The sequence below is a fragment of the Campylobacter lari subsp. concheus genome, from assembly GCF_008245025.1.
GTDB lineage: Bacteria > Campylobacterota > Campylobacteria > Campylobacterales > Campylobacteraceae > Campylobacter_D > Campylobacter_D concheus.
Genome location: NZ_CP043426.1, coordinates 331,365 through 346,295, shown reverse-complemented (window position 1 = coordinate 346,295; position 14,931 = coordinate 331,365). Strand labels below are relative to the sequence as shown.

The following is a 14,931-nucleotide window of genomic DNA, read 5'->3' as shown; positions in this document are numbered from 1 at the left end:
CTCCTTATGCTGCCATAGGTGAAGCACTTTTTGGCTCTTTATCAAGCACTCTACCCACTGAAATTGATTTATAAATATTATAAACAAACATGAAAAATCCTACTAAGTATAACAAGCCACCCACAGCTCTAATCCAATAATAAGGAACAATAGCTTCAACAGTATCAATGAAAGTATAAAGTAAGTTACCATACTCATCAGTAGCTCTCCACATCATACCTTGAGTAATACCTGCTATCCACATAGAACTAAAGTACAATACTATACCTGTAGTTTGAATCCAAAATTGAGCTTCCATTAATGATTTGCTATATAGTTCTCTTTTAAACATTCTAGGCACCATATGATAAAGTGCGGCCATAGTCATAAAGCCAACCCAACCTAAAGTACCATCATGAACATGTCCTGGAATCCAATCTGTAAAGTGTGCTAATGCATTAACTGATTTAATAGAAAGAATAGGACCTTCTAAAGTTGAGAACATATAGAAAGTTGAAGCTAAAATCATAAATTTAATCAACGGACTTTCTCTTAATTGACTCCACTCACCTTTCATAGTAAGTAAGATATTAATTGCTGAACCCCAAGAAGGTAAAATAAGTACAATTGAAAAAACCGAACCCATAGTTTGCATCCAATCAGGCACAGTAGAATAAATCAAGTGGTGTCCACCTGCCCATAGATAAACAAACATTAAGCCCCAAAACGCAAATAAAGATAACTTATATGAGAAAATTGGCTGACCACTTTCTTTTGGTAAGAAATAATAAATTTGAGCAATAATACCAACAGTAAATACAAATGCAACAGCATTGTGTCCATACCACCATTGAACTAACGCATCATTAGTTCCTGCATACATAGAAACACTATGCCACCAATCACCCATTCCACTTACAAAATAAGTTGGAACTGCCATATTATTAAACAAATAAAGCATTGCTATACCTAAGAAGGTAGCTATGTAATACCAAAGTGAAACGTATAAAGTTTTTTCACGGCGAATTCCAATAAGCCCAAAAATACTTACACCCCATAAAACCCAAACTAAAACTACCAATATATCAAGTGGCCATTCAAGCTCTGCGTATTCTTTTGAAGTACTAATACCTGCAAATAAAGTTATCACAGCTATAATCATAGTGATCATATAAAGCCAAAAATGTAATTTACCAATAAACATTAAAAAGCTTGATTCTGCCATACTAACTTTTAGCACACGCTGACCAATATAATACCAAGTAGCCCAAATTCCTGAGAGCATAAAACCAAAAATTACACCTGAAGTGTGCAATGGTCTAAGTCTTGAAAAAGTGCCATATTCACCAGCTAAATAGTTTAAATCCGGATAAGCCATTTGAAAGGCAATAAGCGTTCCAATAGCCATACCAATAACACCAAACAATAAGGTAGCAAACATAAAATATTTAGCAACCGTATAGTCATAGTTTAATGCATTTCCTGGGTGCATTTCCTCTCCTTAAGTTTTTTTCTGCAATATGCAATCACTGTATTATATGATAATTATCATCTTTTTTAGCTTAAAATCACAATGATTAATCATCTATTAAGAATTATAAGCAAATAATAAATTTTATCGAGTCAAAGAAAAACCTATATAAGAAAAATACAAACCATAAAAAAATATTAAAATATAAGAAATCAAACTAGCTGTTTTTTGAAATTTTTCGCTCAGTGTTTTAGAAAAATAAGCAAAAAATACCAAAGCAGGCAGTGTTGAAAGTCCAAAAACAAGCATAATTAACGCTGCTAAGTATACATTTTGCACGCTCATTCCAAAAGCTATATAAAAATATACCAAGCCACAGGGTACAAAACCATTTAAAAAGCCTAAAAAAATAGTACTTTTTAAAGACTTATTTTGAATTAATCTTGAAATGTTTTTTTTAATGATACAGTCAAAAATTAAAGAGCTTTCAAAAACAGCTAACAATTTTCCTTTAAAAATTAAAGCAAAAGCTAAAACCACCATAAAAATCCCAATAGCAAAAAGCATTATACCTTTTACAAATTCGCTAAAAGAAAATAAATTTCCAAAAAATCCAAAAAATACGCCCAAACAAACATAGGCAAAAATTCTAGATAAATGATAAGAGAAAATCAAAAGAGAAAAAGGAAGTTTGATTTGCTTTGAAAGCTGAGTATAAGCTAAAACAAAACCTCCGCACATTCCATAACAATGTCCAAAGCTAGAAAGAAAAGCTATACTCGCTAAAGCAATGAAATCTAAATTCACAAAAGCTCTAAAAATTCTTTAAAGATGTATTTGCTCTCATGTGGTCCTGAGGAGCTTTCTGGGTGATGTTGCACTGAAATGATAGGATAATTTTTGTATTTTACCCCTTCTACATTATCACCAAATAAATTTCTATGAGTAATAGTTGCAACCTCTGCTATTTCTTCAGGAACATTGTAGTTGTGATTTTGTGCTGTAATTTCTATTGTATTATTTGTAAGGTTGATTACTGGGTGATTTGCTCCATGCTGACCAAATTTCATCTTATAAGTTTCATAACCAAATGCATTACTTAAAAGTTGATGTCCTAAACAAATACCTAGCATAGGAATTTTTGCTTCTGCTAATTTTTTAATCTCTGCAATTTCATCTTTTAAAATTTTTGGCTCACCTGGTCCATTGGATAAAAATACCCCGTGAATTACACCTTTTTGGTATAAATCAATCAAATCTTTTGCCTTGGTATTATAAGGATAAACTTCTACTTCAAGTCCTACACTCACAAGTTCATTTAAAATATTTTCTTTTACACCATAATCAATCACAGCTACTTTTTTACCACTTGCTTTTACGTTCTCGTAAGCTTTTTTACTATGATCCCAAGCACCTTTACTATGCTTATAAGAGCTTTTAGTGCTAACTTGTGCTACATAATTTACCTCATCAATTTTAGCACTAGAAAGAAGTATTTTCTTAAGCTCTTCTTTGTCTTTAATTTCAGTAGATATTACAGCTCTTAAATTTCCTTGATCTCTAATCATTTTAACCAAAAATCTTGTATCAATTTCACAAAGTCCTATTTTGCCATGGTTTTTCAAATAAGCACTTAAAGAATGATTGGCTCTAAAATTAGAATAATCTTCATTTAATTCTCTTATGATCATACCGCTAGCAAAAACCTCTTTGCTTTCATTATCTTCATCATTAACACCAACTATACCAATTTCTGGCATTGAAAAAACCACAAATTGACCCGCATATGAAGGATCAGAAATAATCTCTTGGTAGCCCGTTAAAGAAGTATTAAAAACAAGCTCACCAAAAAAAGTTCCACTTTGTCCAAAAGCCTTTGCACTTAAAAAAACATCATTTTCTATATAAATATATGCTTTCATAAAAGGCCCTTTTTTCTAAGCTCTTCTTGGTAAAGCTTTTCAAATACCAATTCATATTCTTCAGAACCTGGGATAAGCTTTCTTTTATAATTTGAAATTTTTTCATAAACCAAATCTTCTAATTTTTCATACTCCCTTAAATAAGACATAATACTTGAGAAAATGAGATTTTTCACACGATTTTCTGATACATTATAATTTATCAAATCCTCTTCTACTAAATTTTCTAAAATTTTATGAGAAAGGTTATTATATCTATCTTCACTATCGAGCATAAATTTAAACTCATTTGCCAATTTTTTCTTAATCATCCAAAACATACTTTTTCTATCTATTTGCATAAACTCAATTTCATCTTCTTGGCTTTCTAAAAGCTCTTTTGCTTTTTCATCAAGCTTACGCTCGTTTAAAACATCTATTTCTATAATCTCTTTTGCTATTTTTAAAAGTTTTTGACTATCATCTTTAATTTTAACAAAAGAAGAATGCATTAAATCAAGTATTATTTTATTTGCTATATAAGGTATGTGAGCTGGTTTGATACGCATTTATCCACCTTTTTATTTTTATTGAAATAATACTAAAAAAAAGGTAAAAACTGCTTAAAGCTTACTGCGAACTTGCATTTTGATCTAAATTTTTTAAAAGTAGTGTTAAATCTGAAGCTTTCTTAGGTTCCATTTTTGCCATAATAGATGAAATTTTTCTAGGATCAAGCGAAAGTAGAATTTTTGAAGCTTCATCAGGTTCCATTTCACTTAATATGCCTGCAACAGCCACATCTTTCATTTTTGCATAGATTTCTGTAATACGCCCCATGGTTTTATCATTAATTGCTTGGAGATTTTCTCTAGTTGCTTTCAATATACGTTCATTTTGTTCTTTTAAACTTTTGATTTGTTCTAAACTTGCATTAATATCAGCTTCTTTTTGCACCAAAGCTTGCATTTTTTCTTTTTGTAAAGCTTCAAAAGATGCTCTATATGCCTCTAAACTTTGTCTTGCCTCATCATATTCTCTAATTTGCTCTTGCATTTGCTCTTTTCTTGCTTCAAAATATTGCTCACAATTTTGTTGCGCATTTACAAAATTTAAAAAAACTAATAAAAATATCATTTTTTTCATCATTTATCCTTATTAAAATGCCTTGTTATAGCAAGTTCATCTATAAATTTTTCTTCTTCTTTTTGTAAAGCTTTTTGGATTTTTTTTAATTCTTCATTTTCTAAAACTTTGATTTTTTCAAATTCCAAATGAGCTTTTTTATACAAATACTGATGATGCGCTAATTCTTTTTTGGTTAAATCCAATTTTTGTTTAACCCTTTGCTTACCTTCTCTTGCAATTTCCTGCAATTTTAAAGACGATCTTAACAAAGCTATCGAGCCCTTATCGGCTAAAGTTAAGCTTTCACAAGTTTTTGAGGCTTCCTTAAACTCTTCTTCACACTGTAAAAGCTTTTGTCTTGTTTTAGTTAAGTTTGCTTCTGCTTTATCAAGCTGTTGTTTTCTAAGCTTAATTACAGAAGAATATTTGCTTTTCATAAAATGATAGTATCTTCTCTTTCAGGGCTTGTAGAGATATAACCTACTTTAACACCACTTAATTCTTCTAAACGTTTAATATATTTTTTAGCATTTTCAGGTAACAAATCATAATCTCTAATCCCTGCAACTTTGTCCCAACCTTCCATTACTTCATAAATAGGTTTAGCATTTTCTAAATCACAAGGCACATAGTCTATTTCTTGCCCCTTATACTCATAAGCTTTACAAATTTTAACACTTTCAAAACCATCTAATACATCAAGTTTCATTAATGATAAAGTATCTAAGCCATTTAATCTTGCAGTGTATCTTACCGCAACCGCATCAAACCAACCGCATCTTCTTTTTCTACCTGTACTTACACCGATTTCTTTACCAATAAGTCCTATTTTTTCACCATCTTCACCTAAATCTTCACTTGGAAAAGCTCCATTTCCCACTCTTGTTGTATAAGCTTTTACTATACCTATAACTTTTCCAATTTCTTTTGGATTTAAACCCAAACCACTTAAAGCTCCAGCTGAAATAGTCGTTGAGCTAGTAACATAAGGATAAGTTCCATGGTCAATATCAAGCATTGATCCTTGTGCACCTTCTAGCAATACTTTTTTATCCTCATCCAAAGCCTTCCAAAGCATTCTTGTGGTATCTGTAATATATGGTGCTAAAACTTCTTTAAAGCGTTTTAAATCTTTTAAAATTTCATCATAACTAGGCATTGCAATACCTAAAACATCAAAATAAGTTTTTTTAAGCTCAAAGTCTTTCATTAAATTTTCGCAAAGTTTTTCAGACTCCAGCAATTCCCCTACTCTATGTCCATTGCGGCTTATTTTATCTTCATAGCTTGGTCCTATGCCTTTGCCTGTTGTTCCTATAGCTTTATCGCCTTTAAGTCTTTCTCTTGCTTGATCAATCAAAGCATGATGATTTAAATTTAAATGAGCTCTATCACTTATAAATAATCTTCCTTCTAAATTTTCAAATTGAGCCATTTCGCTAATTAATACATCAGGATTAACTACAACACCATTTCCTATAACATTAATACATTGTTTATTTAAAACACCTGATGGCATTAAATGTAAAGCATATCTTATACCATCAACCCATATAGTGTGACCTGCATTATGTCCGCCTGCACTCCTGCAAACATAATCATAATTTTCGCATAGTTTATCAACTATCTTACCTTTACCCTCATCACCCCATTGGATACCAACGACAATATCTGCTTTACTCATGAAAACTCCATTTTGACTTAAATTTGGCGAGAAGGTGAGAGAATCGAACTCCCCAAAAAGTAGTCAACTACCCTTTCATCTGATTTGAAGTCAGTGGCCATCACCAGATAAGCTAACCTTCCAAAAGATATTATATCTTAATATTTTTAATTAAAACAAAAATTAAATCATGGTGAATCAAACAATATTAGCAATTTGGTATCTAAGTATTATATTAACAGCTTTACATATATACAAAAAAAATGCATAAATAATCAACTAAAAGAACATTTGAAAAATGATTGATTTAATAAATATAAACACACAATCATACGATTATAATATACACAATATAATAGAATGTTTCTCTATAAAAATGTTTTTAAACAATTTTTATAAGAAAATAATATTTCCGCAAGAAATTGAACAACATTTACAAAACGAAAAACTGTTGTCTTTTTCACAAACAATATTTAATGATAATTTTGATATTGAAAACTCATTCAATATTATTTTTGAAAAACTTTTAAAAATTTTTACACCATGGATTCAAGATATAGAGCTTAAATTTTTTGTAGAAAATACAGCAAATGATATCATAGATAAACTAATCTAAAAAAGATTAGTTTATCCAATCTAAAGATGTTTTAACATTGTTTCATAAGCTGCTTTAGTTCCTGGGCGAACTTTGGTTACCAAGCTCACTAAAACAATCACAATAGATGCAGCTAAAAATCCTGGAATGATTTCATAAATAGGAAAATTAAGCCACTCAGCTAAGAAATTTTTATATACTACAACTACAACTGCACCAGTAATCATACCTGCAATAGCAGCATATCTAGTCATTTTTGACCAAAATAATGAAAAGAGCATTACAGAACCAAAACTTGCTCCAAACCCTGCCCAAGCATAAGCTACTATGCTTAATACGCTTGAGTTTTTATCAGTAGAAATAACAAAAGCTATCACAGCCACTGCTAAAACACCAAATCTACCTAAAGTCATTACCATTTTATTAGATGCTTCTTTATTGAAAATTCTTTTATAAAAATCTTCTGCTATAGTCGAACTTGAAACAAGCAATTGTGAACTTGCTGTACTCATAATAGCTGCTAAAATAGCGCTTAATAAAATACCTGCTATCCAAGGATTAAAAAGTAATTGTGACATTACGATAAAAATCTTTTCAGGATCTTGCAAACTAAGTTCAAATTTACTCACATAAGCTATGCCTAAAACACCTATCAAACAAGCGCCAATTAAAGATATAACCATCCAAGAAATTCCTACAAAAGTAGCAGTAGGGATGTCTTTGGTTGAGCGTATAGACATAAAGCGCACTAAAATATGTGGCTGACCAAAATACCCAAGCCCCCATGAAAGTGCTGAAACTATACCTAAAAAGCTTAGTCCTTCTCCCATAGAAAAAGTATTTGGCTTGATTTCTTTGACTATATTAACAGCTTCACTAAAACCACCTAAATGATAAACCATCACTATAGGCACGATAATCAAAGCACTCATCATCAATAAACCTTGAATCAAATCCGTCCAACAAACTGCCTTGTATCCGCCCAAAAATGTATAAGCAACTATAATCACAGTTCCTGTGGTTAAAGCATAATCATATTGAATTCCAAAAGTTGCTTCAAAAAGTTTTGCTCCACCTACAAGTCCTGAAGAAACATAAAAAGTAAAGAAAATCAAAATAACAATAGCACAAACCACTCTTAATATATGCTTATCGTCATCAAACCTTGTTTCAAAATAATCTGGAATGGTAATAGAATTTGCAATCACGCTAGTATAAATTCTAAGTCTTTTTGCTACAAAAGCCCAGTTTAAAAACGCTCCTATACTAAGACCTATTGCAATATAACTTTCAGCTAAACCACTGACATATAAAGCTCCTGGTAAACCCATCAAAAGCCATCCGCTCATATCAGAAGCTCCTGCACTAAGTGCAGAAACTACAGGCCCCATAGAACGACCGCCTAAAAAATAGTCCTCTGAATTTTTATTTTGTTTATAAAAATAAAATCCGATAAAAAGCATTAATGCTGAATATGCGACAAACATTATCGCAATTTGAGTATTAATTTGAACAACCTCCATTTTATCTCCTTGTTTGTATTATTTTAAAGCACGAATGCCTAGATTTCCATAACGATGGAAAGATATACTTAAAGCTTTTTCATTGTGATATAAAAGCAACTCAAAACGTCCATTCATTAAAGGCTTAGCATTAGCGATGATTTTTGCACAACTTGCTGCTTTTATGAAAATTTCATCATTAACATCTAATGGAGCAAAATAACGAATTCTTTCATAATCAGCTAGTTTGCTAATGAAATTTTCTTTACTTTCTTTAAGGAATAAAGTTTTTGAACTAATTTTTTGATTAATCTTTTGCACAAGATCTATTTTTTCATGCTCATCGTAACTTAAAATAAGATCAATATTTAGCACACTAGCTGCTAAAATAACTCCTAAAATATCTTTTAAGCTATCATCTTTATGTACTCTATAAGCGATATTTTTAACCTTTGTATAAGAGAAAAGATTATCCTCACCTCTTATATTAACATAATCTTTCGCACCTGCAAATTCATGTTTTGCATGATAAGTATAGCTTCTTGCCATAGCTTTAATGACTTCAAAATCGGCTTTATCTTTTTCATTTAAATCCAAGCTTAAAGCATTTAAATTTGATACTAATTCATTGTCTAAAACATTTTGATCAGCTTGACTTTGCTCTATATCTAAAAATTGGGTGATGTAATTATAAATTCCAACCTTTCTACCAAAACCAATGGCTGATTTTTTAATACCACCAAAAGGCTGTCTAAGAACTATAGCACCCGTTGTTGGTTTATTAATGTAAATATTTCCTGCCTCTATGTGAGTATGGAAGTACTCCCATTCTCTCTCATCTAAACTTTCAAATCCTGCTGTAAGTCCATAACCTGTCGAATTTACTATATCAATAGCTTCTTTTAAATCTTTTGCTTTCATTACAGTTAAGATTGGCGCAAAAAGCTCATTCATGTGCGTAAAATCACCTTTTTTAGTACCATATTTAATTCCTGGAGTTAAAAGATAAGGATTATCATCTATAAATTTAGGTTTTAAAGCCCAACTTTCATACGGAGCTAACTCATCTAAAGCTTTTTGTAATTTCACATCTGGTTTATCTGCTAAAGCTCCAAGTTTATTTTTAAACACAAATGGATTTCCAACTGCCATAGAACTAGCAGCATCTACTAAGGTCTTTTTGAATTCTTCATCATTATAAACTTCTTCTTCTAAAACTAATAAAGAAGTAGCAGAGCATTTTTGACCTGAATTTGAAAATGCTGAGTGAATGATATTTTTAATCGCACTATCACGATCAGCAAATTTAGAAACAATAGTTGCATTTTTACCACCTGTTTCAGCGCTTAAAAGTAAGGTTGGATTAGCTTTGAGCATTGCATAAGCAGTTTCTTCTCCACCGGTTAATACTGAAAATTTCACACTTTGATCAACAAGCAAGTATTTTGATATATCGCTACCTTTAGCAGGTAAGAAAATCAAAGCATCCTTAGGAATTCCTGCATCCCAAAAACATTTACAAAGCATATAACCTGTTAACATCGATAAAGATGATGGCTTATATATCACTTTATTTCCTGCAGCCAAAGGTGCTGCTATAGTTCCTACTGAAATACCCACTGGGAAATTCCATGGCGCAATTACCACACCTATACCCTTTGCTTTAAAAACAGTATTTGGATTTTGCTCTTTTAATTTTTCTAAAGAATGTGGGTAAAATTCTAAAAAGTCTATAGCCTCACTAACTTCAGGATCAATTTCTAAGAAAGTTTTTCCTACTTCTAAAGCTGCTATACCTATTAAATCTCCTCTACGATCTCTAACAAGTTGAGCAGTTTTTGCTAAAATCTTATAAATTTCATCATGACTTAAATCACTAAAATTCGAGCTCTTAGCTACATCTAAAGCGTATTTAATCTCTTTTTGTCCTGCTAGATGTGCCTTACCTATAGTGCGATTTTTGATTTTATCTTTAACTTCTACTACTTGTAAATTTTCGTTTTTAATTTCTTCTTTTGCAACTGGATAGACATTATAATTTTCTAAATTTTCATACTTAGCTCTTATACCCTTAGCCCATTCTCTATTTGCTTTTAAGATAAAATCTGTATCAGGTTCGTTTTTAAATTCTTTACTCTCATAAGAACTAATAGCCTTTGTTTCATTATTTCTATCTTGAGTTCTATGAGTAGAATTATCCAAACTAGCAACACCTTCTAAGGATTTTATAAATAATTCTTTTTGCGTTTGCCAATTTTTATCATTAATTTTAAGATTGAAAAAATATCTCATGAAGTTATCTTCACTAGTATTTTCATCAAGTCTTCTTACTAAGTATGCAATAGCATTGTTAAAATGTGCTTCATCACAAACTGGTGCATAAAGTATAAGATCGTGCATTTTAGAAAGCTCATAAGAGCATTGTAGACTCATACCTTCAAGCATTTCAAAAGTAAAAGATGATAAAGCTCCAGCTTGTGAAATTCTAGTATAAGCATAAGCAATTTCAAATAAATTATGACTTGCAATACCTACATTAATATATTTATGATTATCTCCTTCTAAGACAAAATCAAGCATTTTTTTATAGTTACTATCGGTGTCAATTTTTTTATAAAAAGTAGGTAGAGCCCAACCTCTTTGTGAAGCTATAGTTTCTTCACTTTCCATATTCGCTCCTTTAACAAAGCGAATTTTTATAGGCTTCATACCTTTTAAAACTCTTTCTTTAGAAAAAGCAAAAAGTTTTTTCAGATACTCATAAGAATCAGGTAAATAAGCTTGCAAAACAATACCTGCTTTAATATCGTATTTTGCAACACTCTCCATAAAAGCTTCAACGGTTAATTCTAAATCTCTAAATTCCTCCATGTCAAGATTAATAAATTTAGACACACCCTGCTTTTTTTCTTCTTCTAAAGCAAGAGCATATAATTTATCCAATCTTTTTACCACCTCATCTTTAGAGTATTCAAAATCAATGATATTGATTTGGGAAAAAATGGTAGTAATTTTAATAGAAATATAAGTAATATAGCTTGTTTTTAATGCTTCTTCGTATTTTTTCATCCTATAAGCACTCTCAGCTTCACCTAAAACTTCTTCACCGATTAAATTTACATTTAAAGTGATTTTATCTTCATCTTTTCTTTTACGCATATGAGGCTCTAAAACACTAGGATTTGCATCTAAAACCATAGCTTTAGTATCTTCTCTTAAATGCTTAATGAAAAATGGCACACTAAGTGTTGGTGCAAATTTTCCAAAATTTAAAAATGAAAAAAGTAAAAATTTTTCAAAAGCACTAAAAAAATCAGCTATACCATATTTGTTTAAAGTATGCTCTATAAGCTCAAAACTCGCACTTTTATCTTTACATCTAAAAGAGCGATCTAAAAGCTCGATTAACATTACTTTATTTTTAGGATTGTTTAAAAGTTTTTGCATTTTGGCATGAAATTCTTTTTCGCTTTGAGAGATATTACTTTCTATCTTTCTTTGTAATTCTTCAGCTAATTGCAAAGCTTTTTGTATCATTTTTTCCTCCACTTTAATAGTTAATATGTATTTATGATACAAAAATTGCAACGAAAATCAACATATATTTATTTGTAATTTATTTTTTTATGTAAAAAAGTAACAAATATAAACATATATTTTTAATTGTAAATAAAATATTAGTACAATAATAAATAATTATGAATATTTCTTACACATCTAGCAATAATCTTTGCTTCTATATTGTGATCCCTCAAGATTTTTAAAGCTTCAATTGCTTCATTTTCACTCATGCTAGCTAAAAGTCCACCTGAAGTTTGAGGATCAAAATACACTATATCCTCATCTTTTTCATTTAAATTATTAACCCAAATTTTTAGACTATCTTTATTTTTATAAGCTCCTGCTGGGATAATCCCCATATTAGCCATTGATAAAACTCCATCCATTAAAGGAATTTCCTTTTTATATACTTCTATCATAATCTCTTTATTTAACATTTCTTTTAAATGTCCCAAAAGACCAAAACCTGTCACATCACTTAAAGCACTAAGACTTTTAAATTCCCTCAAAATACGACTTGCATAAAGATTTAAAAAACTCATTTGCTCTATTGCTTTTAAAATCTTTTCTTTTTCTAGCAAACTAGCCTTGATAGCAGTGCTAATAATACCACTACCTATAGGTTTAGTAAGTAAAATCACATCACCATCTTTTGCACTATTATTGGCTATAAATTTCTTAGGATGAACTACACCTGTTACGCTAAGACCAAAAATAAATTCATCATTTTCTATAGTATGCCCACCTACTAGCACAGCACCAGCTTCTTCAACCTTAACTCTAGCACCTTCTAACACTTCAAGTAAAATTTCATTATTAAAATGACAAGCATCAAAGCCTACAATATTTAAAGCATTAATCACCTCAGCACCCATAGCAAATACATCGCTTAAGGCATTTGCAGCAGCTATAGCGCCAAAATGATACGCACTATCAACCACAGGTGTGATAAAATCAAGAGTTTGCACTAAAGCTAAATCTTCATTTAGCTTATAAACACTTGCATCTTCGTTATTATCAATACCACTTAAAATGTTTTTATGCGGCTTTAAAATGCCAAGAATTTTGTCAAGACCCACCGAGTCTAATTTGGCAGCTCAACCCGCAGCTTTTACATATTGAGTTAGTTTTTGATCTTTATATGTCATAAAGAAATAATCTTTGCCTTTCCAAAAAGTTCATTTAAAATTTCATAAGCATTACCTATTTTACCTATTTTAAGTTCTTTGCTTTTACCAAAAAATTCCAAACATGCCCCGCAACTATAAATTTCAACTCCTAAATTTTCAAGTTCTTTCATGGCTTCAAATGCCATATGAGAGCAATCAGTATTCATCAAAACACTATCATTAACACAAAGAATTTTTACAGGTTTATTAGGTAAATCTTTTAATGTTTTTAAAAAGCCTAGCATTAAATTTTTTCCAAGTTCTCCCTCGCCTACTCTATCGCTTTTTAAAAACAACACATTATATTCTTGTAAATTTTGTTCTTGATTATGAACTATATTGCCATCTTTTACAATGCTAATAATACTCTCATCATCTAAATCTTTAACATTAAATTCCAAATTTAAAGATTTTAAAAATCTCATTACATTTTCTTTAGAAGCTTGAGAATTTAAAAGAATTTCTAAATTTTCATTTTCTTTTAACTCTTCTAAAGCTTTTTTTGTTTCTATCACAGGACGTGGACAAGCTAAATCTCTACAATCAATTTTCATCTTTTGCCTTTTTTATTTAATGATATATTGTTATAACTTGTATTCAAATTAAGTTTTATCTTTTTCTTGATTTTTCTTGAAAAATAATTCTTTAAAGCGTTTATTAGTATATTCTTCTATATCTTGTTGTAAAATTTTAAAATTTTGAATTAACTCATAAGCTCTTGGAGTAAGTTTGCTACCCGATTCACTTCCTCTTCCTTTTTTAGCAATAAGTAATTCTTCTTTCATATTTTTTTCTAAATCTTGTATATAAAGCCATGCTTTTTTATAATTAATCCCTAGTTGTTTGGCCGCTTGGGAAATACTTCCACATTCTCCCACTAATTCTAAAATATCTGTTTTACCTTTACCAAAAAGCAATTCTCCATCAGAATTTTCTACCCAAATTTTACTTTTTATATGAAATTTTTTACCCTTTTTTTCTTCAAAGCAACCAAGTTCACAATATTTAACATCAATCTTATAGGTTTTAAGCGTAGCTCTCATATCAGCCATATTAAAGTCTTTAGCGCATTCTAAAGCATCTTTACATGATATGCGACGCTTGGAATCTAATTTTGTTTCTAATTTTTCTAAAATTTCACTTTTTGCTATATTTTTATTTAACTTGCCAAATTGACCTAGCTCACAATCTGAAATTTTTATACCTAATTCTTTTATAGTAGCTTGAAAATCTTCTTTAGAGTATTGTTTTAAAAGTTCTAGTGCTTTTTTACAAGTAAGCTTATTATTTTCATCAAGATTTTTTTGAATTTGTAAAATTAGCTCTTCCATGAATTAACCTTGGATTATAAGTAGTAAAAAGGGTGTTTGCAAACACCCTTTGAGTTATTTTACATCAAGTCCTAAATTTTGACCCTTAAGTAAAACTCTTTTTCTATACATTGCACTAACTTCAGCTGCATCACCAACCAAAAGTGCATTTGTAGAACAAACTGCAGCACACATAGGCACTTTACCTTCTGCGATACGATTTTGCCCATAAAGTTCTCTTTCTTCATGAGAGTTAGTAGGCTCAGGACCACCTGCACACATAGTACATTTATCCATTTCACCCTTAATGCCAAAGGCACCATCTCTTGGAAATTGTGGAGCACCAAAAGGACATGCATAAAGACAATACCCACAACCTATACAAGTTTTTTTATCATGTAAAACAATACCATCAGCTCTAATATAAAAGCATTTTACAGGACAAACTTGCTCGCATGGAGCGTCTGTACAGTGTTGGCAAGCAAGAGTTGTTGAAAACTCTTTGCCTTCTATACCTTCATTTAGAGTGATTACCTTTCTTCTGTTAATTCCCACTGGCACTTCATGCGCACTTGAACAAGCTACTTGACAAGCAAAGCAAGAAATACAGCGATTATTATCTACATAAAATTTCATTCTAGCCATAACTTAC

General features: G+C 30.6%; 14 protein-coding genes and 1 tRNA gene. 1 reads left to right on the top strand and 14 read right to left on the bottom strand.

All coding sequences use genetic code 11. From position 1 onward, the window contains the following. Positions 1-4 precede the first annotated feature (4 nt). The 8 genes from ccoN to CLCT_RS01815 all read right to left on the bottom strand — a co-directional run bounded on the left by ccoN (position 5) and on the right by CLCT_RS01815 (position 6,285). Entirely contained in the window at positions 5-1,471 is a 1,467-nt protein-coding gene (ccoN, locus tag CLCT_RS01850; RefSeq protein ID WP_039668071.1) for a cytochrome-c oxidase, cbb3-type subunit I, read from the bottom strand. A 123-nt stretch (positions 1,472-1,594) separates the two neighbouring features. Then, positions 1,595-2,257 carry a sulfite exporter TauE/SafE family protein gene (locus tag CLCT_RS01845; RefSeq protein ID WP_149062086.1) on the bottom strand — a complete coding sequence of 221 codons (663 nt, stop codon included), beginning with the start codon at positions 2,255-2,257 and terminating at the stop codon, positions 1,595-1,597. After that, entirely contained in the window at positions 2,254-3,372 is a 1,119-nt protein-coding gene (gene carA, locus CLCT_RS01840; RefSeq protein WP_149062085.1) for a glutamine-hydrolyzing carbamoyl-phosphate synthase small subunit, read from the bottom strand. The genes CLCT_RS01845 and carA overlap by 4 nt, the downstream gene beginning before the upstream one ends. Continuing rightward, complete coding sequence (locus CLCT_RS01835; RefSeq protein WP_149062084.1) at positions 3,369-3,920, bottom strand: DUF507 family protein; 552 nt, start codon at positions 3,918-3,920, stop codon at positions 3,369-3,371. The genes carA and CLCT_RS01835 overlap by 4 nt, the downstream gene beginning before the upstream one ends. Positions 3,921-3,981: 61 nt before the next feature. Beyond that, a complete protein-coding gene (locus CLCT_RS01830) occupies positions 3,982-4,500 on the bottom strand; it encodes a MotE family protein (RefSeq protein WP_039668067.1) in 519 nt (172 codons plus the stop codon). Next, positions 4,497-4,916: a flagellar FliJ family protein gene (locus tag CLCT_RS01825; RefSeq protein WP_039668066.1), complete on the bottom strand. Its 420-nt coding sequence runs from the start codon at positions 4,914-4,916 to the stop codon at positions 4,497-4,499. The genes CLCT_RS01830 and CLCT_RS01825 overlap by 4 nt, the downstream gene beginning before the upstream one ends. Then, positions 4,913-6,163, bottom strand: coding sequence for an adenylosuccinate synthase (locus tag CLCT_RS01820; protein WP_039668065.1), 1,251 nt, complete (start codon positions 6,161-6,163; stop codon positions 4,913-4,915). The genes CLCT_RS01825 and CLCT_RS01820 overlap by 4 nt, the downstream gene beginning before the upstream one ends. 24 nt (positions 6,164-6,187) lie before the next feature. Continuing rightward, positions 6,188-6,285: transfer RNA gene (locus CLCT_RS01815), tRNA-Sec, on the bottom strand. A gap of 155 nt (positions 6,286-6,440) precedes the next feature. Here CLCT_RS01815 and CLCT_RS01810 point away from each other — a divergent pair. Further along, positions 6,441-6,758, top strand: a complete 318-nt coding sequence (locus CLCT_RS01810) for a hypothetical protein (protein WP_149062083.1) — start codon at positions 6,441-6,443, stop codon at positions 6,756-6,758. A gap of 20 nt (positions 6,759-6,778) precedes the next feature. On the opposite strand, the gene putP is transcribed toward CLCT_RS01810, so the two are convergent. The 6 genes from putP to fdh3B all read right to left on the bottom strand — a co-directional run bounded on the left by putP (position 6,779) and on the right by fdh3B (position 14,924). Further along, positions 6,779-8,260 (bottom strand): sodium/proline symporter PutP, encoded by a 1,482-nt coding sequence (putP, locus tag CLCT_RS01805; protein WP_149062082.1) that lies wholly within the window; start codon positions 8,258-8,260, stop codon positions 6,779-6,781. 18 nt (positions 8,261-8,278) lie between these two features. Next, positions 8,279-11,776 carry a bifunctional proline dehydrogenase/L-glutamate gamma-semialdehyde dehydrogenase gene (locus CLCT_RS01800; protein ID WP_149062081.1) on the bottom strand — a complete coding sequence of 1,166 codons (3,498 nt, stop codon included), beginning with the start codon at positions 11,774-11,776 and terminating at the stop codon, positions 8,279-8,281. 140 nt (positions 11,777-11,916) lie between these two features. Continuing rightward, the gene (selD, locus tag CLCT_RS01795) at positions 11,917-12,948 is read right to left on the bottom strand and encodes a selenide, water dikinase SelD (protein WP_149062080.1); all 1,032 of its coding nucleotides are present in this window, start codon (positions 12,946-12,948) and stop codon (positions 11,917-11,919) included. Then, on the bottom strand, positions 12,945-13,523 hold the full coding sequence (gene yedF, locus CLCT_RS01790) for a sulfurtransferase-like selenium metabolism protein YedF (RefSeq protein ID WP_039668061.1): 579 nt from the start codon (positions 13,521-13,523) through the stop codon (positions 12,945-12,947). Before yedF ends, selD begins: the two co-directional genes overlap by 4 nt. 48 nt (positions 13,524-13,571) lie before the next feature. Continuing rightward, complete coding sequence (locus CLCT_RS01785) at positions 13,572-14,300, bottom strand: winged helix-turn-helix domain-containing protein (protein WP_149062079.1); 729 nt, start codon at positions 14,298-14,300, stop codon at positions 13,572-13,574. 54 nt (positions 14,301-14,354) lie between these two features. After that, positions 14,355-14,924, bottom strand: coding sequence for a formate dehydrogenase FDH3 subunit beta (fdh3B, locus tag CLCT_RS01780; protein WP_039617607.1), 570 nt, complete (start codon positions 14,922-14,924; stop codon positions 14,355-14,357). Positions 14,925-14,931 lie beyond the last annotated feature (7 nt).